The organism is Pseudonocardia adelaidensis (assembly GCF_039543345.1).
Lineage (GTDB): Bacteria > Actinomycetota > Actinomycetes > Mycobacteriales > Pseudonocardiaceae > Pseudonocardia > Pseudonocardia adelaidensis.
On record NZ_BAABJO010000021.1, the window covers coordinates 37,667 to 58,361 of the forward strand.

General features: G+C 70.8%; 14 protein-coding genes and 1 pseudogene. 5 read left to right on the forward strand and 10 right to left on the reverse strand.

Going from position 1 to position 20,695, the window contains the following annotated elements; genetic code table 11:
• Positions 1-69: 69 nt before the first annotated feature.
• From fusA to rpsL, 3 genes are read right to left on the reverse strand one after another with little or no spacing between them, the layout of a single operon-like run.
• Entirely contained in the window at positions 70-2,169 is a 2,100-nt protein-coding gene (gene fusA, locus ABEA81_RS25370) for an elongation factor G (RefSeq protein ID WP_345607831.1), read from the reverse strand.
• Between the two features lie 39 nt (positions 2,170-2,208).
• Entirely contained in the window at positions 2,209-2,679 is a 471-nt protein-coding gene (gene rpsG / locus ABEA81_RS25375; RefSeq protein ID WP_345607833.1) for a 30S ribosomal protein S7, read from the reverse strand.
• Positions 2,679-3,053, reverse strand: coding sequence for a 30S ribosomal protein S12 (rpsL, locus tag ABEA81_RS25380; protein ID WP_142051261.1), 375 nt, complete (start codon positions 3,051-3,053; stop codon positions 2,679-2,681). Before rpsL ends, rpsG begins: the two co-directional genes overlap by 1 nt.
• A 644-nt stretch (positions 3,054-3,697) precedes the next feature.
• Here rpsL and ABEA81_RS25385 point away from each other — a divergent pair.
• The 3 genes and pseudogenes from ABEA81_RS25385 to ABEA81_RS25395 all read left to right on the forward strand — a co-directional run.
• Positions 3,698-4,239, forward strand: a pseudogene (locus tag ABEA81_RS25385) (alpha/beta hydrolase fold domain-containing protein); the annotation flags it as partial.
• A 198-nt stretch (positions 4,240-4,437) separates the two neighbouring features.
• Entirely contained in the window at positions 4,438-5,406 is a 969-nt protein-coding gene (locus tag ABEA81_RS25390; RefSeq protein WP_345607971.1) for a flavin-containing monooxygenase, read from the forward strand.
• The gene (locus ABEA81_RS25395) at positions 5,403-5,816 is read left to right on the forward strand and encodes an NAD(P)/FAD-dependent oxidoreductase (protein ID WP_345607835.1); all 414 of its coding nucleotides are present in this window, start codon (positions 5,403-5,405) and stop codon (positions 5,814-5,816) included. Before ABEA81_RS25390 ends, ABEA81_RS25395 begins: the two co-directional genes overlap by 4 nt.
• Positions 5,817-5,863: 47 nt before the next feature.
• On the opposite strand, the gene ABEA81_RS25400 is transcribed toward ABEA81_RS25395, so the two are convergent.
• Positions 5,864-6,487, reverse strand: coding sequence for a TetR/AcrR family transcriptional regulator (locus ABEA81_RS25400; protein ID WP_345607836.1), 624 nt, complete (start codon positions 6,485-6,487; stop codon positions 5,864-5,866).
• Between the two features lie 110 nt (positions 6,488-6,597).
• Between ABEA81_RS25400 and ABEA81_RS25405 the strand changes: the two genes are divergently transcribed.
• Positions 6,598-7,779, forward strand: coding sequence for an FAD-dependent monooxygenase (locus ABEA81_RS25405; RefSeq protein ID WP_345607837.1), 1,182 nt, complete (start codon positions 6,598-6,600; stop codon positions 7,777-7,779).
• A gap of 170 nt (positions 7,780-7,949) precedes the next feature.
• Here ABEA81_RS25405 and ABEA81_RS25410 read toward each other — a convergent pair whose 3' ends face one another.
• On the reverse strand, positions 7,950-11,873 hold the full coding sequence (locus ABEA81_RS25410; protein WP_345607838.1) for a DNA-directed RNA polymerase subunit beta': 3,924 nt from the start codon (positions 11,871-11,873) through the stop codon (positions 7,950-7,952).
• A 36-nt stretch (positions 11,874-11,909) separates the two neighbouring features.
• Positions 11,910-15,419, reverse strand: a complete 3,510-nt coding sequence (rpoB, locus tag ABEA81_RS25415) for a DNA-directed RNA polymerase subunit beta (protein WP_345607839.1) — start codon at positions 15,417-15,419, stop codon at positions 11,910-11,912.
• Between the two features lie 625 nt (positions 15,420-16,044).
• Here rpoB and ABEA81_RS25420 point away from each other — a divergent pair.
• Positions 16,045-17,712: a long-chain-fatty-acid--CoA ligase gene (locus ABEA81_RS25420; protein WP_345607840.1), complete on the forward strand. Its 1,668-nt coding sequence runs from the start codon at positions 16,045-16,047 to the stop codon at positions 17,710-17,712.
• Between the two features lie 80 nt (positions 17,713-17,792).
• Here ABEA81_RS25420 and rplL read toward each other — a convergent pair whose 3' ends face one another.
• From rplL to ABEA81_RS25440, 4 genes are all read right to left on the reverse strand, one after another.
• Positions 17,793-18,185: a 50S ribosomal protein L7/L12 gene (gene rplL, locus ABEA81_RS25425; protein ID WP_345607841.1), complete on the reverse strand. Its 393-nt coding sequence runs from the start codon at positions 18,183-18,185 to the stop codon at positions 17,793-17,795.
• Positions 18,186-18,225: 40 nt separating this feature from the next.
• Entirely contained in the window at positions 18,226-18,777 is a 552-nt protein-coding gene (rplJ, locus tag ABEA81_RS25430; RefSeq protein WP_345607842.1) for a 50S ribosomal protein L10, read from the reverse strand.
• A 276-nt stretch (positions 18,778-19,053) separates the two neighbouring features.
• Positions 19,054-20,004 (reverse strand): nuclear transport factor 2 family protein, encoded by a 951-nt coding sequence (locus tag ABEA81_RS25435; RefSeq protein WP_345607844.1) that lies wholly within the window; start codon positions 20,002-20,004, stop codon positions 19,054-19,056.
• Positions 20,005-20,084: 80 nt separating this feature from the next.
• On the reverse strand, positions 20,085-20,642 hold the full coding sequence (locus ABEA81_RS25440; protein WP_345607846.1) for a hypothetical protein: 558 nt from the start codon (positions 20,640-20,642) through the stop codon (positions 20,085-20,087).
• Positions 20,643-20,695 lie beyond the last annotated feature (53 nt).

Genomic DNA, 20,695 nt, shown 5'->3' on the forward strand with positions numbered 1-20,695 from the left:
CTGACGGCAGGTCTTGGTGGTGGTGCTCGGAATGGGCCGCGGACCTTACCGGCCCGCGGCACACCCCATTTACTCGCCCGTGGCCTTGGCGATGATCTCCTTGGCCACGTTGGTCGGGACCTCCGCGTAGGAGTCGAAGACCATGGTGTAGTTCGCCCGGCCCTGGGTCCGCGACCGCAGGTCGCCGACGTAGCCGAACATCTCCGAGAGCGGCACCAGCGCCTTGACGACGCGGGCGCCGGCCCGCTCCTCCATGGCCTGGATGTGACCACGGCGGGAGTTGAGGTCGCCGATCACGTCGCCCATGTAGTCCTCGGGCGTGGTGACCTCGACGGCCATCATCGGCTCGAGCAGGGCCGGGTCGGCCTTGCGCGCAGCCTCCTTGAGCGCCATCGAGCCTGCGACCTTGAACGCCATCTCGGACGAGTCGACCTCGTGGTACTGACCGTCGAGCAGCGTGAGCTTGATGCCGACCAGCGGGTAGCCCGCCAGCACGCCGTACTGCATGGCGTCCTGGGCACCGGCGTCGACCGACGGGATGTACTCCCGCGGGATGCGCCCGCCGGTGACCTTGTTGTCGAACTCGTACAGCGCACCGTCGGCCGTGTCGAGCGGCTCCAGCTTGATGATGACGCGGGCGAACTGACCCGAACCACCGGTCTGCTTCTTGTGCGTGTACTCGTACTTCTCCACCGTCCGGCGGATGGTCTCGCGGTAGGCGACCTGCGGCTTGCCGATGTTGGCCTCGACCTTGAAGTCGCTCTTCATCCGGTTGACCAGCACCTCGAGGTGCAGCTCACCCATGCCGGCGAGGATCGTCTGGCCCGAGTCGTCGTCCGTGGAGACCTGGAACGTCGGGTCCTCCTCGGCCAGCTTCTGGATGGCCGTGGAGAGCTTCTCCTGGTCGGCCTTCGTCTTCGGCTCCACCGCGACCTGGATGACCGGGTCCGGGAACGTCATCGACTCGAGCACGATCGGCGACTGCGGGTCGCTGAGCGTGTCGCCCGTGGTGGTGTCCTTCAGCCCGATGACCGCGTAGATGTGACCGACAAGGGCCTCGTCGACCGGGTTCTCCTTGTTGGCGTGCATCTGGAAGATCTTCCCGATGCGCTCCTTGCGGTCCTTGGTCGAGTTGATGACCTGCGAACCGGCGGCGACCCGGCCCGAGTAGACCCGGATGTAGGTCAGCTTGCCGAAGAACGGGTGCGCGGAGATCTTGAAGGCCAGCGCCGAGAACGGCTCGTCCTTCTCGGGCTTGCGGCTGGCCGGGGTCTCCCCGTCCTGCAGCACGCCCTCGACGGGGGGCAGGTCGATCGGCGACGGCAGGTAGTCGATCACCGCGTCGAGCAGGGGCTGCACGCCCTTGTTCTTGAACGCGGAGCCGCACAGCACCGGGTAGGCGCTGCGCTGGTTCACGATCCGCCGGATGCCGTGCTTGATCTGCTCGACCGTGAGCTCCTCGCCGCCGAGGTAGAGCTCCATGAGCTCGTCGTCGGTCTCGGCAACGGCCTCCACGAGCGCGGTGCGGTACTCCTCCGCGCGCTCGCGCAGGTCGGCCGGGATCTCCTCGACGGCGTAGTCCTCGCCCTTCTGGACCTCGCCGCGCCAGGTGAGCGCGCGCATCTGGACCAGGTCGATGACGCCGATGAAGTCGTTCTCCGAGCCGATGGGCAGCTGGATCGGGAGCGGCTTGGCAGCCAGGCGGTCCTGGATGGTGCCGACCGTGAAGTAGAAGTCCGCGCCCAGCTTGTCCATCTTGTTGACGAAGCAGATGCGCGGGACGTCGTACTTGGTGGCCTGCCGCCAGACCTGCTCGGACTGCGGCTCGACGCCCTCCTTGCCGTCGAAGACGGCGACGGCCCCGTCGAGCACCCGCAGGTTGCGCTCCACCTCGACGGTGAAGTCGACGTGCCCCGGGGTGTCGATCAAGTTGATTTGGTGGTCTTTCCAGAAGCAGGTCGTCGCGGCGGACGTGATCGTGATGCCGCGCTTCTGCTCCTCCTCCATCCAGTCCATGGTGGCCGCGCCGTCGTGGACCTCACCGATCTTGTAGTTGATCCCGGTGTAGAACAGGATCCGCTCGGTGGTGGTGGTCTTGCCGGCGTCGATGTGCGCCATGATGCCGATGTTGCGGACCTTGCCCAGGTCCGTCAGCACGTCCCGTGCCACTTCAGATTCTCCCTCGGATTGGCGCGGACGATCGGCCCGTCACCAGCGGTAGTGGGCGAAGGCCTTGTTGGACTCCGCCATCTTGTGCATGTCCTCGCGCCGCTTCACGCTGGCGCCCAGCCCGTTGCTCGCGTCGAGCAGCTCGTTCATCAACCGGTCGACCATCGTCTTCTCGCGGCGCTGGCCTGCGTACGAGACGATCCAGCGCAGGGCGAGGGTGGTCTGCCGGACGGCGCGCACCTCGACGGGGACCTGGTAGGTGGCGCCACCCACGCGGCGACTCTTGACCTCGAGAGCCGGCTTCACGTTGTCCATGGCGCGCTTGAGCGTGACGACCGGGTCGGTGCCCGTCTTCTCCCGGGTGCCCTCCAGGGCGGCGTACACGATGCGCTCTGCGAGCGACCGCTTGCCGTCCTTGAGGACCTTGTTCACCAGCTGGGTGACCAGCGGCGAGCCGTAGACCGGGTCGGAGACCAGCGGGCGCTTCGGCGCCGCTCCCTTGCGCGGCATCAGCTCTTCTCCTTCTTCGCGCCGTATCGGCTGCGGGACTGCTTGCGGTTGCGGACCCCCTGGGTGTCCAGCGAGCCGCGAATGATCTTGTAGCGGACGCCGGGCAGGTCCTTCACCCGGCCGCCGCGCACCAGCACGATCGAGTGCTCCTGGAGGTTGTGCCCCTCACCCGGGATGTAGGCGGTGACCTCGATGTCGCTGGAGAGCCGCACGCGTGCGACCTTGCGCAGCGCGGAGTTGGGCTTCTTGGGCGTGGTGGTGTACACGCGGGTGCACACGCCGCGCCGCTGCGGGCTCCCCTTGAGCGCTGCGGTCTTGGTCTTGCCGACCTTGTCCTGACGGCCCTTGCGGACCAGCTGCTGGATCGTGGGCATGAACCGTCTACTTCTTCCCGTCGGTGGTTCTTGAGCTTCGTCGTGTGGTTCTGGTGCTGTGCGGGCTGCCCGGCCCCCGAGGTCGGGCGTGTCCCCGAGGTCGGGCGTACTGCCACCCGGGCACCGAACGATGAGATCTGGGACCTCACGGGGGCCAGGGCCCGCGCCCCCGAGGTCGGGCGACCGACGGGCACGCAGATCGGCCCGACCGTGGCCGAGCGCAAGACAACAGGTTACCCGCCCCGTCGAACAGGGGTCAAAACGGGTCCTGGTCAGCGCCTGTCGGTACCCGCAGGGTGCCTGAAGGAGGCGGCCTCCGCAAGGGGACGCGCCCGCTCGCCGCGCGACAACCCCCGCTCGTCGCAGGTGACGGCCATCCTGCTGGGGCGTTCCGCTGTCCCCCGACACAAGTTACCGTCCGGTATGCGGTTGCCCCGTCGCGTCGTCCGGCAGCTCACCCGCGGCGTCGTGCGTCCACTGCTCTCCCCTCGTCTCCCGCTCTCCGTGCGACGCCCCCTGCTGGACGTCACCGGTCGTGTCGCCCCCTCCCGCGCGGCACCCGGCGCAGCCGTGGAGCGCTCGGCGGGGTGCCCACCGAGCGCGTGGCCGCCCGCGGGGCCACCGGCCCGCACCAGGTGCTGTACGTGCACGGCGGCGGCTACCAGGTCGGGTCACCGACCTCGCACCGGGCGCTCGCCGCGCACCTGAGCCGGGCCGCTTGCGCCCCCGTGCACCTGCCGGACTACCGGCTGGCACCGGAGCATCCCTACCCCGCCGCCGTGGACGACGTGGCCGCGGCCTACCGCGCCCTGCGCGACGCAGGCCATCCAGCACAACGCATCCAGCACAACGCATCGCGGTGGCCGGTGATTCCGCGGGCGGGGGCATCGTCATGGCGCTCGTGCTGCGGCTGCGCGCGGCGGGTGAGGAGCTGCCGGGATCGATCGGGCTGATCTCCCCGTGGCTCGACCTGGACCTCGGCTCGCCCCTGCTCCGGGCCAACGCCGCCACCGACGCGATGCTCGACCCCGCATGGCTCCCCGACACCGCCGCCCGCTACCGCGGCGCCGCCGACTCGCCGGAGCTGCGGCCGCTCGAGGCGGACCTCGCCGGCCTCCCGCCCGTCCACGTGGTCGCCGGCACCGAGGAGATCCTGCTCGGCGACTCGGACGCGCTGGTGGCGCGGATCCGGGACGCGGGCGGGGCGGTGGACCACCTGCGGACCGCCGGGATGTGGCACGCCTACCCCGTGTTCGCGGGCATGCTCCGCGAGGCCGACGAGGCGGTGGCCGCGCTCGGCGCAGCGATCCGGCGGGACTGCGGTGGCGGGCGCAACCCGCGGGTGGCCGTCGTCGGGGCGGGGTTCGGCGGGATCGGGCTGGGCATGACCCTGCGTGCCGCCGGGTGGACGGATCCCGGCGAGCTCACGATCCTCGACCGCGCCGACGACGTCGGGGGCGTCTGGCGGGCCAACACGTACCCGGGCGCGGCCTGCGACGTCCCGTCGCACCTCTACTCGTTCTCCGGCGCGCCCGGCAGCGAGTGGACCCGCCGGTTCTCCCCCCAGGCGGACATCCTCGCCTACCTGAAGCGGCTCACGCGCGAGCACGGGCTCACCGAGCACCTGCGCCTCGGCACCGAGGTCACCGAGGCCCGCTGGGACGAGGCCCGCTCCGTCTGGCGGCTCGCGCCGGCAGGCGACGACCCGATCGAGGCCGACGTGCTGGTGCCGGCCTGCGGCCAGCTCTCCCGGCCGGCCCGCCCGGCGATCCCCGGCCTCGACCGGTTCGCCGGGTCCGTCTTCCACTCGGCCGAGTGGGACCACGGCGTCGAGCTCGACGGCAAGCGGGTCGCCGTGATCGGCACGGGCGCGAGCGCGATCCAGTTCGTGCCCGCGATCGTCGACCGGGTGGCGGCCCTGACGGTGTTCCAGCGCTCCGCGCCGCACGTGATCCCGAAACCGGACCGCGCGTACGGCGCCCCGCGGCCGGGCAACCGTGCCTGCGCCCGCGCCTTCTGGTCCGCGTTCTTCGAGATGGGCGCGCTCGGCCTCACCTCGGTGCGCGCCGCCGCGCTGCCGTTCCGGCTCGCCTCGGCAGCGCTGCGGCGGGGCCAGGTGCGCGACCCCGCACTGCGCGCCCGGCTCACCCCGGACCACCCGATCGGGTGCAAACGCATCCTGATCTCGTCGGACTACTACCCGGCGCTGGCCCGCCCGCACGCCGACGTCGTCACCGAGCCGATCGCCCGCGTCACCGCCACCGGCGTGCGCACGGCCGACGGCGCCGAGCACCCGGCGGATGTGATCATCCTGGGCACCGGCTTCGCCGCCACCGACTTCCTGGCCCGATGAAGGTGTTCGGCACCGGCGGGCAGGAGCTCTCCGAGCGGTGGCGCGACGGCGCTGCCGCCCACCTCGGAATCGCCGTGCCCGGGTTCCCCAACCTCTTCCTGCTGTACGGCCCGAACACCAACCTCGGTTCCGGCTCGATCGTGCACATGCTGGAGTGCCAGATCGGCTACGTGCGCCAGGCCCTCGAGCTGCTGCGCTCCGGGGTGCGCACCCTCGCCGTGCGCCCGGAGGTCGCCGCGCGCTACGACGCCGAGATCCAGCGGCGCCTCGCCCGGTCGGTGTGGACCGGCTGCCGCAACTGGTACCGCACCGCGACGGGACGGGTGGTCAACAACTGGCCCGGGACGATGCGCGAGTACGCCCTCCGCACCCGCCACTTCGACCCGGCGGAGTACGAGGCAGGCCGGTAGCCGCCCACGCAGCCCGACGCGGCTCCCCCTCCCGGTCGCCGGTCGCGCTACGCGTCGACGGGTCCCGCCGGCGGCGAGGGGGTGCGTGAGGGCTCGTCGGCGCCGGGGTCCGGGGCGGCCAGGGCCCCGAGCGCGCGCAGGCCGGCCACGACCTCGGCGCCCGTCGGAGCTGTCGCCGGGTCGAGCAGGTGCTGCATCAGCACCCCCGAGATCAGCGCCGACTGCACGGCGCCGATCGTGCGCGCCTGCTCCTCGCTGACATGCGCCTCCTCGATGCCGAGCAGCTGCGCCGCGATCCCCTCCCGGCCCTGCCGCTGCCCGTCGGACAGCTGCGTCCGCAGGGCCGGGTTGTGCTCGGTCTGCAGGAGCGCGTCGATGGTGGCGCGCCACATCGGGCGGTGGGTGGCGTACGACCGCACGGCCTCGTCCCAGAACGCCTCGTACCCCGCTGACCCGCGCGCGGAGAGCGCACTGTCGATCTCGCTGCCCCACTCGTCGATCGCCTGGATGAGCGCGGTGGTCAGCAGCGCTTCCCGGGACCCGAAGTGGTAGCCGATCGCGGCGTGGCTGACGCCTGCCGCCGCGGCGATGTCCCGGACCGTCGTGCGGGCCCAGCCCTTCTCCTTGAGGCACGTGATCGCGCCGGCGAGGAGGTCCTCGCGGTTCCCCATGGGCGGAAGGCTAGCGCAGCCCTTGCCCAACTGGTTTGACCATCTGGATTGACCAACTGGGCAAGACGTGCGTACCGTCCGGCTCCGACACCACAACGAGGGAGAACGACATGCACGTCCTGATCTCCGGCGCGAGCGTGGCGGGGCCGACGCTGGCGTACTGGCTGCTCCGCCGTGGCGTCGACGTCACGGTCGTCGAGCAGGCGCCCCGGCTGCGGACCGGCGGCCACGGCGTCGACTTCCGCGGCGCCCAGATGGACCTGCTGCGCCGGATGGACCTGGTCGACGCCGTGCGGGCCGCGGAGACCGGGATGGGCGAGCAGGTCGTCGTCGACGGATCAGGGCGGGCGCTCGCGACGCTGCCAGCCGCGTTCATGAGCGGCGAGGTGGAGATCCAGCGCGGCGACCTCGCGTGCATCCTGTACGAGCGCACCCGCGAGGACGCCGAGTACGTGTTCGGCGACTCGATCACCGGGCTCGCGCAGGACGCGGGCGGCGTCGACGTCACCTTCGAGAGCGGCGGGACGCGCCGCTTCGACCTCGTGGTCGGGGCGGACGGCACGCACTCCGGGGTGCGCTCCCTCGCCTGGGGCCCCGAGGAGCGGCACTCGACGTTCCTCGGCTTCTACCAGGCGGGCTTCAGCGGCCCCAACCACTGGGGCCTCGACCACTCCGGGCTGTTCTACAACGAGCCGGGCCTGGGGGTGATGGTGTCGAGCGGCCGCGACCGCGCGACGGCGGGCGTCGGGCTGGTGTTCTCCGCCCCGCCACTGGGGTACGACCGCCGTGACCGCGAGCGGATCGTCGGAATCGTGACCGAGCGGTTCGCCTGCGCCGGGTGGGAGGTGCCGCGGATCCTCACCGACCTCGCATCGGCCCCCGACCTGTGGTTCGACCGGTTCGCCCAGATCCGCCTCGATCGCTGGTCGCGGGGGCGCATCGCGCTGGTCGGCGACGCGGCGTGGGCCGCGGGGCCCGGCGGCGGTGGCACCGGGCTGGCGATGACGGGCGCGTACGTCCTGGCTGCCGAGCTCGCGAACGGCGACCACGCCACGGCCCTCGCCCGGTACGAGGCCGCGCTGCGCAAGGGCGCCACCGCGGGCCAGAAGCAGGCGAGGAACGCAGGGCCCTTCCTCGCCCCGCCGACCGCGGCGAAGATCCGCAGCCGCAACCGCACGTACCGGGCGCTGTCGAGCCGCCTGCTGCTCCCCCTGTTCATCCGGCTCACCGAGGGCGCGGCGAACGTGGTGCGCCTGGACGGCTACCCGGTCGAAGGCACGTTGGCGCGATAGCGGCTCGTACCAACTGGACGTTCGTACCGCTCTCTCGGACAAGAGAGCCGCTCGTACCGAGAAAGCACGAACGGGGCCGGTCACCTCCACGGGAGAGAGGTGTCCGGCCCCGTTCATGGGCATCGGGCATCCGGCCCGGGGGCCGTCGCCCCCGTGCCGGACCGCACTACCTACCGGTAGTCGCGCCCGAAGTCGTAGTCGTCCAGGGGCACCGCGGCACCGGTGCCGGTGCCGAACACGTCGGGGCTGTAGTAGCCGTCGTCGTAGCTCGGCAGCGCGTAGGCGGCCGCGCGGGCCTCCTCCGTGGGCTGGACCTGGATGTTGCGGTACCGGTTGATGCCGGTGCCAGCCGGGATCAGCTTCCCGATGATCACGTTCTCCTTGAGCCCGACGAGCTTGTCGCGCTTTCCGTTGATCGCGGCATCGGTGAGGATCTTCGTGGTCTCCTGGAACGAAGCCGCGGACAGCCACGACTCCGTGGCCAGCGAGGCCTTCGTGATCCCCATCAGCACCGGACGACCCGAGGCCGGCTCGCCGCCCTCGGCCACCGCCTGGCGGTTGGCGGTCTCGAACTCCGACCGCTCCGCCAGCGCACCCGGCAGGAACTCCGTGGAACCCGAGTCGATGATCGTGACGCGGCGGAGCATCTGCCGGACGATGACCTCGATGTGCTTGTCGTGGATGTCCACGCTCTGCGTGCGGTACACCTTCTGCACCTCACGCACCAGGTGCAGCTGCACCTCGCGCGGGCCCATGACGCGCAGCACCTCGTGCGGGTCGGCCGTGCCCTCGAGCAGCAGCTGGCCCACGTGCACGTGGTCGCCGTCGGACAGCGGCCGCTCCGCACCGTCGACGACGGTCATCGCGAGCCACTGCCGCTTCGACAGCTTGTCGTAGACGATCTCCTCGCCGCCGTCGTCCGGCGTGAGGGTGATCTTCCAGAACCGGTCGCCGTCCTCGATCGAGATCCGGCCGTCGACGTCGGCGATCGGCGCCTTGCCCTTCGGCACGCGAGCCTCGAACAGCTCGGTGACACGGGGCAGACCGGTGGTGATGTCGTCACCGGCGACGCCGCCCTGGTGGAACGTGCGCATCGTCAGCTGCGTGCCGGGCTCACCGATCGACTGCGCCGCCACGATGCCGACGGCCTCGCCGACGTCCACCAGCTTGCCGGTGGCCATCGAGCGGCCGTAGCACATCCCGCAGATCCCGGTGGCCGACGCGCAGGTGAGCGCGCTGCGCACCTTGATCTGCCGGACGCCCGCCGCGACCAGCGCGTCGAGCGCCGGGTCGCCGAGGTCGTCGCCGCGGTGCACGATGATCTGCCCGTCGGGCCCCGTGACGTCCTCGGCGGACGACCGGGCGTACACCGAGGTGCGCAGGTAGCGGTGCGGGATCAGGCGCCCGTCCGACAGCTCCTCGGTGACCGGCATCGTGATGCTGCGCTCGGTGCCGCAGTCGACCTCGCGGACGATGACGTCCTGCGACACGTCCACCAGGCGCCGGGTGAGGTAGCCCGAGTCGGCGGTGCGCAGCGCCGTGTCGGCCAGACCCTTGCGGGTGCCGTGGGTGGAGATGAAGTACTCACCCACCGACAGGCCCTCGCGGAAGTTGGACTTGATCGGACGGGGGATGTACTCGCCCTTCGGGTTGGCCACCAGACCACGCATCCCGGCGAGCTGCCGGACCTGGGTCATGTTGCCCGCCGCTCCCGACTTCACGATCGTCGGGATCGGGTTGTCCTCGGGGAAGTTCTCCTCCATGGCCTTGGCGACCTCCTCGGTCGCCTGGGTCCAGATCTTGACCATCTCGTCGTTGCGCTCCTGGTGCGACAGGGCACCGCGCTGGTAGCGCTTGTTGATCTGGTCGGCCTTGGCCTCGTAGCCGTCGAGGATCTCCTGCTTGTTGGCAGGCACGATGACGTCGGAGATGGCGAGGGTGACGCCGGAGCGCGTGGCCCAGTAGAAGCCCGCCTCCTTGAGCCGGTCGAGGACCTGCGCGACCTCGGTCATCGAGTACCGCTCGGCCAGGTCGTTGATGATCGTGGCCTGGCGCTTCTTGGGCAGCGGCTCGTTGACGTACGGGTAGTCCGCCGGCAGGAGCTCGTTGAACATGACCCGGCCGAGAGTGGTCTCGGCGAGCCACGGGTCGCCGGGCTGCCAGCCGTCGGCCTCGAGCGTGGCGACGACGTCGGCCGGCGGGACCACCCCGGTGAGGCGGATCTTGACCGGCGCCTGCAGGTGCAGCACCTTGCGGTCGTAGGCCATGATCGCCTCGGCGGGCGAGGAGAACACCTGGCCCGCGCCCGGAGCGCCCTCGCGCTCCCGGGACAGGTGGTACAGCCCCGTGACCATGTCCAGGCGGGGCATGGCCAGCGGCCGGCCCGACGCGGGCGACAGGATGTTGTTGCTCGAGAGCATCAGCACCCTGGCCTCGGACTGCGCCTCGGCCGACAGCGGCAGGTGCACCGCCATCTGGTCGCCGTCGAAGTCGGCGTTGAACGCCTCGCAGACCAGCGGGTGCAGCTGGATGGCCTTGCCCTCCACCAGCTGCGGCTCGAAGGCCTGGATGCCGAGGCGGTGCAGCGTGGGTGCGCGGTTGAGCAGCACCGGGTGCTCGGAGATGACCTCCTCGAGCACGTCCCACACCTGCGAGCGGCCGCGCTCCACCATGCGCTTCGCGGACTTGATGTTCTGCGCGTGGTTGAGGTCGACCAGCCGCTTCATCACGAACGGCTTGAACAGCTCCAGCGCCATGCCCTTGGGCAGCCCGCACTGGTGCAGCTTGAGCTGCGGGCCGACCACGATGACCGAACGGCCCGAGTAGTCGACGCGCTTGCCGAGCAGGTTCTGGCGGAACCGGCCCTGCTTGCCCTTGAGCAGGTCGGACAGCGACTTGAGCGGGCGGTTGCCCGGACCCGTGACCGGCCGGCCGCGGCGGCCGTTGTCGAACAGCGCGTCGACGGCCTCCTGCAGCATCCGCTTCTCGTTGTTGACGATGATCTCGGGCGCGCCGAGGTCGATCAGCCTCTTGAGGCGGTTGTTGCGGTTGATGACCCGGCGGTACAGGTCGTTGAGGTCCGAGGTGGCGAACCGGCCACCGTCGAGCTGCACCATGGGGCGCAGGTCCGGCGGGATGACCGGGACGCAGTCGAGCACCATGCCCATCGGGCTGTTGCCCGTGGACTGGAACGCCGCGACGACCTTGAGCCGCTTCAGCGCGCGGAGCTTCTTCTGCCCCTTGCCGCTGCGGATGGTCTCCCGCAGGTTCTCGGCCTCGGCCTCGATGTCGAAGTTCTGCAGCAGGGTCTGGATCGCCTCGGCGCCCATCGCCCCCGTGAAGTAGTCGCCGTAGCGGTCGTAGAGCTCGCGGTAGAGCCCCTCGTCGGCGATCAGCTGCTGGACGTCGAGCTTGGTGAAGGTGGTCCAGATCTCGTCGAGCCGGTCCAGCTCGCGCTGGGCGCGGTCGCGGAGCTGGCGCATCTCGCGCTCGCCACCCTCCTTGACCTTGCGGCGGACGTCGCTCTTGGCGCCCTCCGCCTCCAGCTCGGCCAGGTCGGTCTCGAGCTTCTGGGCCCGGGCCTCCAGGTCGGAGTCGCGGCGCTGCTCCACCCGCTTGCGCTCCACGTTCATCTCGTTCTCGAGCGTGGAGAGGTCCTGGTGGCGCAGCTCCGTGTTCACCGAGGTGATCACGTACGCGGCGAAGTAAATGATCTTCTCGAGGTCCTTGGGAGCCAGGTCGAGCAGGTAGCCCAGCCGGCTCGGGACGCCCTTGAAGTACCAGATGTGCGTGACCGGGGCGGCCAGCTCGATGTGGCCCATCCGCTCGCGGCGCACCTTGGCGCGGGTGACCTCCACGCCGCAGCGCTCACAGATGATGCCCTTGAACCGGACGCGCTTGTACTTGCCGCAGTAGCACTCCCAGTCGCGGGTGGGACCGAAGATCTTCTCGCAGAAGAGCCCGTCCTTCTCCGGCTTGAGGGTGCGGTAGTTGATGGTCTCCGGCTTCTTGACCTCGCCGTGCGACCACTGGCGGATGTCCTCGGCGGTGGCCAGGCCGATGCGCAGCTCGTCGAAGAAGTTGACGTCGAGCAAAATCGTGTCCTTCGTTCGTATCTCGGCTCTGGGCGGTCAGTTGACGACGTCGTCGACGGTCATCGAGTCGGAGCCGGGACGGCTGGACAGGTTGATGCCCAGGTTCGCCGCGGCCCGCTCGAGGTCCTCGTCGTCGGTGTCGCGCATCTCGATCGCCGCACCGTCGCTGGAGAGCACCTCGACGTTCAGGCACAGCGACTGGAGCTCCTTGAGGAGCACCTTGAACGACTCCGGGATGCCCGGCTCGGGGATGTTCTCGCCCTTGACGATGGCCTCGTACACCTTCACGCGGCCCACCACGTCGTCGGACTTGATGGTGAGCAGCTCCTGCAGGGTGTATGCGGCGCCGTACGCCTGCATGGCCCAGCACTCCATCTCGCCGAACCGCTGGCCGCCGAACTGGGCCTTACCGCCCAGCGGCTGCTGCGTGATCATCGAGTACGGGCCGGTGGACCGTGCGTGGATCTTGTCGTCCACCAGGTGGGCCAGCTTCAGGATGTACATGTAGCCGACGGCCACCGGGAACGGGAACGGCTCGCCGGAACGCCCGTCGAGCAGCGTGGCCTTCCCGTCGGGGCCGACCATGCGCTCCCCGTCGCGGTTGGGCCGGGTGGAGCCGAGCAGCCCGGTGATCTCGTGCTCGCGCGCGCCGTCGAAGACCGGGGTGGCGGTCCTCGTGCCCGGCGGCACCGAGTAGAGCTCCTCGGGCATCTTCGACGCCCACTCCGGCTCGCCCTCGACCTCCCAGCCCGACTTGGCGATCCACCCGAGGTGGGTCTCCAGGATCTGGCCGATGTTCATGCGGCGCGGCACGCCGTGGGTGTTGAGGATGATGTCGACCGGGGTGCCGTCCGGGAGGAACGGCATGTCCTCGGCGGGCAGGATCTTGCCGATCACGCCCTTGTTGCCGTGGCGGCCGGCGAGCTTGTCGCCGTCCTGGATCTTGCGCTTCTGCGCCACGTACACGCGGACCAGCTCGTTGACGCCGGGCGCCAGCTCGTCCTCGTCGTCGCGGGAGAAGACGCGGATGCCGATGACCTTGCCGTTCTCGCCGTGCGGCACCTTGAGCGAGGTGTCGCGCACCTCGCGGGCCTTCTCACCGAAGATCGCGCGCAGCAGGCGCTCCTCCGGGGTGAGCTCGGTCTCGCCCTTCGGCGTGACCTTGCCGACCAGGATGTCGCCCGGCTGCACCTCGGCACCGATGCGGATGATGCCGCGCTCGTCGAGGTCGGCCAGGACCTCCTCGGAGACGTTCGGGATGTCCCGGGTGATCTCCTCGGCGCCCAGCTTGGTGTCGCGGGCGTCGATCTCGTGCTCCTCGATGTGGATCGACGTGAGCACGTCGTCCTGCACGAGACGCTGCGAGAGGATGATCGCGTCCTCGTAGTTGTGGCCCTCCCACGGCATGATCGCCACGAGCAGGTTCTTGCCGAGGGCCATCTCGCCGTCCTCGGTGCACGGCCCGTCGGCGATGACCTGGCCGGCCTCGACGCGGTCGCCCTCGTCGACGATCGGCTTCTGGTTGTTGCACGTGCCCTGGTTGGACCGGCGGAACTTGTTGAGCCGGTACGTGGTGCGCGTGCCGTCGTCGGCCATCACCGTGATGTAGTCGGCGCAGAGCTCCTCGACCACACCGGCCTTGTCGGCCACCAGCACGTCGCCCGCGTCGACCGCGGCGCGCAGCTCCATGCCCGTGCCGACGAGCGGGGCCTCGCTGCGCAGCAGCGGCACCGCCTGGCGCTGCATGTTGGCGCCCATCAGCGCGCGGTTGGCGTCGTCGTGCTCGAGGAACGGGATCAGCGCGGTGGCCACCGACACCATCTGCCGCGGCGAGACGTCGATGTAGTCGACGCCGTCCGGGGAGATGTAGTCGAGCTCGCCGCCCTTGCGGCGGACGAGGACCCGGTCCTCCTGGAAGTTGCCGTCGTCGTCGAGCGGGGCGTTGGCCTGCGCGACGACGAAGCGGTCCTCCTCGTCGGCGGTGAGGTAGTCGATCTGGTCGGTGACCCGGCCGTTCTCCACCTTGCGGTACGGCGTCTGGATGAAGCCGAACGGGTTGACCTGCGCGTACGTGGACAGCGACCCGATCAGGCCGATGTTCGGGCCCTCAGGGGTCTCGATCGGGCACATGCGGCCGTAGTGGCTGGGGTGCACGTCGCGCACCTCCATGCCGGCCCGCTCCCGGGACAGCCCGCCCGGGCCCAGCGCGTTGAGCCGGCGCTTGTGCGTCAGCCCGGCGAGGGGGTTGTGCTGGTCCATGAACTGCGACAGCTGCGAGGTGCCGAAGAACTCCTTGATCGCCGCCACGACCGGGCGGATGTTGATCAGGGTCTGCGGCGTGATGGCCTCGACGTCCTGCGTGGTCATGCGCTCGCGGACGACGCGCTCCATGCGCGACAGGCCGACGCGGACCTGGTTCTGGATCAGCTCGCCGACCGTGCGGATGCGCCGGTTGCCGAAGTGGTCGATGTCGTCGACCTCGACCGGGATCTCGACACCCGCGCTGCTGGTCATCGTGGTCTCGCCCGCGTGCAGCCGGACGAGGTACTCGATGGTGGTGGCGATGTCCTCTTCGGTGAGCGTGCCCACCGGCATGTCGATGTCCAGGCCGAGCTTCTTGTTGGCCTTGTACCGGCCGACCTTGGCCAGGTCGTAGCGCTTGTCCTTGAAGAACAGGTTCTCGAGCAGCGTCTGGGCGCTCTCACGCGTGGGCGGCTCGCCCGGGCGCAGCTTGCGGTAGATGTCGAGCAGCGCCTCGTCCTGGCCCGCGGTGTGGTCCTTCTCGAGCGTGGCGAGGATCGTCTCGGAGAACCCGAAACGCTCCCGGATCTGCTCGCTGGTCCAGCCCAGCGCCTTGAGCAGCACGGTGACGGGCTGGCGGCGCTTGCGGTCGATGCGGACGCCGACGGTGTCGCGCTTGTCGACGTCGAACTCCAGCCACGCACCCCGGCTCGGGATGATCTTGACCGAGTAGACGTCCTTCTCGGTGGTCTTGTCGATCGTGTGGTCGAAGTAGACGCCGGGCGACCGCACGAGCTGCGAGACGACGACGCGCTCGGTGCCGTTGATGATGAAGGTGCCCTTGTCCGTCATCACCGGGAAGTCACCCATGAACACCGTCTGGCTCTTGATCTCGCCGGTGGTGTTGTTGGTGAACTCCGCCGTGACGAACAGCGGGGCGGCGTAGGTCATGTCCTTGTCGCGGCACTCCTCGACGGAGGCCTTGACCTCGTCGAAGCGAGGGTCGGAGAACGACAGGGACATCGAGCCGGAGAAGTCCTCGATCGGGGAGATCTCCTGCAGGATCTCCTCGAGCCCTCCGACCGGGTTGTCGTCCCCGGCGTCGATCCGGCGCTGGAACCAGGCCTCGTCGCCGACCAGCCACTGGAAGGACTGGATCTGCAGGTCGAGGAGGTCGGGCACCTCGAGCGGCTCACGGATCTTCGCGAAGGTGACCCGGGTGGGTGCACCGGGGAAATTCGGGTTGGCCGAGACGGCAGCGGGCGCGGGGGTCGCGAGGGGGCTGGTGGCGCGGGACGAAGCCAAGATGCGTCCTTCCGAGAACTGCGCTCTCGTTCTGGCGGGCACCGGCTCCACGCGATACCGTCTGCTCGTCCGCCCCGGGCGGGAGGTCCGGGCCGAGCGGGCTCGCGGATGGTGGGATCCGACGCACGCCGTCTGTTGTCATGGCGCAGCCATCGCCGGCACGCACGTGAGCCCGGAAGGGACACCCTGGAGCGGGAGGACTCCTCTGAGCGCGCGCGCAGCTGGACGAGGGCAGCGCAAAGAGGCAGTCTAGCTGCAAATGCAGCCGCTGTCGAGACAGGTCGCCGAGACAACCATCGAGACCTAAGAGTGACCTGACGGGCGCATCCCGTCAAGACTCTACGCGCCGGTAAGTGGTCCTTTTCGCGGGACGAGCGGCAGGGAGCCGCAGCTCCTGGGCCTGAGGGGCCTTTCGTCGACCGGCTTCGGCCCGTTCAGGGGACCGCCGAACGGGCGGATCCGCCGGGTGCGGCCGCGCGTTCCCGTCATCCGCCTGTCGCCGGACCGTGTCGCCACCGTCACCTCCGTTCGCGGGCTCGCCCCGGGGACGGTGCCCACGACGCTCCTTGACACCGTCTCACGGGGCGGCTGACGATCGTGCACCGGGCCGAGGCTGGGAGGGACGATGGTGTCCGCAGCGAAGACGTACGACGAGCGGCCGTGGCTGGCGCGCTACGACGCGGGGCAACCGCACGACATCGAGCTGGAGCACAGCGACGCGCTGGCGATGTTCCGCGCCGCGGTGAGGCGCAACCCGGACGGCGACGCCGTGCGGTACTTCGACGGCCGGATCACGCTGCGCGAGCTGGACGAGCTGTCCGACGCGTTCGCCGTCGGCCTCCTCGACTCCGGCCTCGCGGCGGGCGACCGGGTGGCGCTGTACCTGCAGAACGTGCCGCAGTTCGTCATCGGGCTCCTCGGCACGTGGAAGGCGGGCGGCATCGCGGTGCCGATCAACCCGATGAACCGGCAGCGCGAGCTCGAGCTCCTGCTCACCGACTCGGACGCGCGGGTGCTGGTGTGCCTGCAGAGCCTCTACCGCGACGTCGCGGCCGAGGTGGTGGGGCGCACCGGGGTGCGGACGGTGGTCACGACGTCCGAGCTGGACCACCAGAGCCTGGACGACCCGCGTGCGTTCGGCGGGTCGGCACGCATCGACGTCCCCGGCACGGTCGACATGGTCGAGCTGACGGCCCGGTTCCGCGGCCAGGTCCCTCCCCCGGTGTCGTTCACCCCGGACGACACCGCGTGCCTCACCTACACGTCGGGTACCACCGGCCCGCCCAAGGGCGCCATGAACACCCACGGGAACGTGGTGTTCAACAGCCAGGCCTACCGCGAGTGGTGCAGCCTCGGCGGCGACGACGTCGTGCTCGGGGTGGCGCCGCTCTTCCACATCACGGGGCTCATCGCGGGCGTCACCACCGCGCTGCTGCTGGGGGCGCCGCTCGTGCTGTTCCACCGGTTCGAGCCCTCGCTCGCGATCGACGTGATCCGCGAGGAGCGCCCCACCTTCACCGTCGGGTCCATCACGGTGTTCATCGCGCTGATGAACGCGCCGAACGCCGAGCGCGACGCACTGGCGTCCCTGGAGAAGATCTGGTCGGGCGGGGCGCCGATCCCGCCGTCGACGGTGAAGGCGTTCTCCGCGGCGTTCGGGCAGTACATCCACAACATCTACGGGCTCACCGAGACCACGTCGCCGTCGCACGGCGTGCCCGCCGGGGCCGAGGCGCCGGTCGACGACGCGTCGGGGGCGTTGTCGGTCGGCGTGCCGATCTACAACACCGTCGTGCGCATCCTCGGCGACGAGGGCGAGGAGCTCCCGCCCGGCGAGATCGGCGAGATCGTGACGAGCGGCCCCCAGGTCGTGTCCGGCTACTGGAACAAGCCCGAGGAGACCGAGCGGGCCATCCCGGGCGGGGCGCTGCACACCGGCGACGTGGGCTACATGGACGCCGAGGGCTGGTTCTACATCGTCGACCGGAAGAAGGACCAGATCAACGCCGGTGGCTACAAGGTGTGGCCGCGCGAGGTGGAGGACGTGCTCTACGAGCACGAGGCCGTGCGCGAGGCCGCGGTGGTGGGCGTGCCCGACGAGTACCGCGGCGAGACTGTGAAGGCCTACGTCAGCCTCCGGCCGGGCCGCAGCGCGGACGAGGCCGAGCTGATCGCGTTCTGCCGGGAGCGGATGGCGGCCTACAAGTACCCGCGGCAGGTGGAGTTCATGGACGAGATCCCGAAGACGGTCACCGGCAAGCTGCTCCGGCGGGAGCTGCGCGCCCGGGGCTGAACACCCCGGACACACGAACGGCACTTCCGTCCGAACCTGTCGGATGGAAGTGCCGTTCGTGCGGTGCGCGGAGCGCGAGGTCAGCTCAGGCTGACCTTGGCGCCGGCCTCCTCGAGCTTGGTCTTCGCGGCGTCGGCCGCGTCCTTGGCCACGCCCTCGAGGATCGGCTTCGGGGCGCTCTCGACGAGGTCCTTGGCCTCCTTCAGGCCCAGGCCCGAGACGAGCTCGCGGACGACCTTGATGACCTGGATCTTCTTGTCACCGGCTGCCTCGAGGACGACGTTGAACTCGTCCTTCTCCTCGGCGGCCTCGGCCGGGGCGCCCGCGGCAGCCGGGCCGGCGGCCGCGACGGCGACCGGGGCGGCCGCGGTGACGTCGAAGGTCTCCTCGAACTTCTTCACGAACTCCGAGAGCTCGATGAGGGTGAGGTCCTTGAAGGCCTCGAGCAGCTCGTCGGTGGACAGCTTCGCCATGGTGGTGCCTCTCTGGGTGTTGCTGAGCTGGGGGTGGGGGTCAGGCCTCGGTGGTGGGGGCGGCGCCGCCGCCCTCCTCCTCGGCACGCTTGTCGGCCAGCGCCTGTGCCAGGCGGGCCACCTGCGAGGCAGGGGCGGCGAACAGGCCCGCGGCCTTCGCCATGGTGCCCTTCATCGCGCCGGCCAGCTTGGACAGCAGGACCTCGCGGGACTCCAGGTCGGCGAGCTGGTTGACCTCGGCGACGGTCAGCGCGCGACCGTCCATGAAGCCACCCTTGATCACCAGGCCCTGGTTGGCCCGGGCGAACTCGCGCAGCGCCTTGGCGGCGTCGACGGGCTCACCGGTGATGAACGTGATCGCCGTGGGGCCGACGAGCAGATCCTCGAGGCCGTTGACGCCCGCGTCCTCGGCAGCGCGCCTGACCAGCGTGTTCTTGGCGATGCGGTACGTCGCACCGTCGCCGAGCGACCGGCGCAGCGTGGTGAGCTGCGACATCGTCAGGCCGCGGTACTCGGTGACCACCGAGGCGGACGCGCCCCGGAACTTCTCGGCGATCTCCTCGACCGCCGCGACCTTGTCGGGTCGGGCCATCCTCGCCTCCTCTCGTCGTGGTCGGTGTGGATTCCTGCGGTTCGCATCCGCCGACGACCTCGGAAACGACGAACGCCCCGGCGCAGGAGCGCACGGGGCGTGGCAGGGATGCGCGCGACGGCGCACCCCGCGATGACCTCGTCCTCCTGCGCGGGCCGCCCGCGGATGCGGGGCCTTCGTGTGCCCCGTGAAGGGCACAGACCTGCGGTCTTCGGTGGAACCGTCGTCCAGGATACGGCACCGCGGATCGGGGACGTCCGCGGCCCGTCGGGTCGGTCAGAGGGGCGTGACGGCGGCGATCTTCCAGCGGCCGTCCACGCGCTCGCCCGTCACCGTGAGCCTGCCGGCGGCGGCCAGCTGCTGGGACTGCGCGTCCGGGGCGGCGCGGGTGGCCTGCTGGTCGACGAACGCCACCACGACGGCGCGGTCGCCGGTGATCTCCTTGACCGCCGTGTGGGTGACCGTGGCCGACACCACCGCCTGCTGCTCCGGAGCGCGCGCCCTGACCTCGCCGAACAGTCGGTCGAACTCGGCCGCGAACTCCGGCGTGATCACGTTCCGAGCGGCGTTCTCGTTCTCGTCGAGCCGGGTGAAGTCGAACGAGTACACGGTCTCGACCGCGTCGGACAGCTGCCCGGCCACCTCGGCGGTGGTCCCGACGTCCACCAGCGCGGTGTTCTGGGCCGCCGGGGTGCCGCGCAGCCGCGCGTCCTGGATGCCCGCGAACACGGCGACGCCGGCGAGCAGGACCGCCGCCACCGCGAGCAGCGGGACCGCCCGGCGGCGCACCAGCGCGACCATCCGGGCGCCGCGACCGGCCTCCGGAGCCGCGCCGGTGTCGTTGTCCACACCGTCGTCCGCGGCCTCGGTGGCGGCCTCGGCGCGTCGGGGCGCCCGCTTCTTGCGCGTGCTCGCGGGCTCCACCGGCTTCTCGTCGTCGACGACCGGCAGGCGCTCGGTCCCGTCGACCTCGGGATCGGCGGGTTCCACGGTCGACCGAGCCGGCTTCTTGCGCGCCCGGCCCGCCGGCTTCGCCGGCTTCTCGTCGTCGACGACCGGCAGGCGCTCGGTCCCGTCGACGCCGGGGTCGGCCTTCGGGCGCGGCCGCTTCGGCTTGCCCTTGCCGGCCGGCGGGGCCTCCGCGGGGTGCTCGGGCGCCGGCGTGGCCGCCCTGGTCTCCGCGGCCTCCTCGGCGTGCTCGGACGGGCGGGGCACGGTGGGCGCCATGCCCGCCACCCGGGGGCGGCGGGACGGGGTCGGGCGGGGACGCGGGGAGCGGGGACGAGGGGGCATTCGGGGTGCTCCTGTCAGCTCGGCGTGCGGACCGGGGCCACCCGGCTCGCCTTCCAGCCCTGGTCGGTGCGGGTCATCTCGAGCTCGAGCCGCTGACGGGTGACGACGGGGGCTTGGCCCTCCGGGGTGACCTCGACGTCGACCGCCACCAGCACGCGGGCGGTGCCGGCGCGCACGTCCAGCTCGGCGACGGCGGCGTCGGGAACGGTGGCGACGGTGACCCGCTTGGCCTTCGTGACGACCTGCTCGTACTCGGCCCGGTTCGCGCGGAACTCGTCGAGCAGCGTGCCGGTGGAGGTCTGCTCCCACAGGTCGAGGCCGGGTGCGACGTTGCGGTGGTCGAGGGTGTTGAGGTTGATCGCGGCCTGCTTCGCGTCCACCAGCACGGCCTCGCGTTCGGCCGCGAGCGCCAGGCCGTCGTCGCCCAGGTCGAGCGCCCACCGCCCGCCGAAGAAGAGGGCGGCGAGCGCGGCGAGCGCCACCAGGGCGGCGACCGCGCGGACGGGGGTGATCTCGAACCGGCGCCGGGGCGGCGGGTCCTCCTGCGCGATGGGCTTCTCGAGGACGGTCATGCGGCTCTCCGTCGGGGTCGGGTCGGCGCGGGATGTCCTGTGTGCGAATCGGG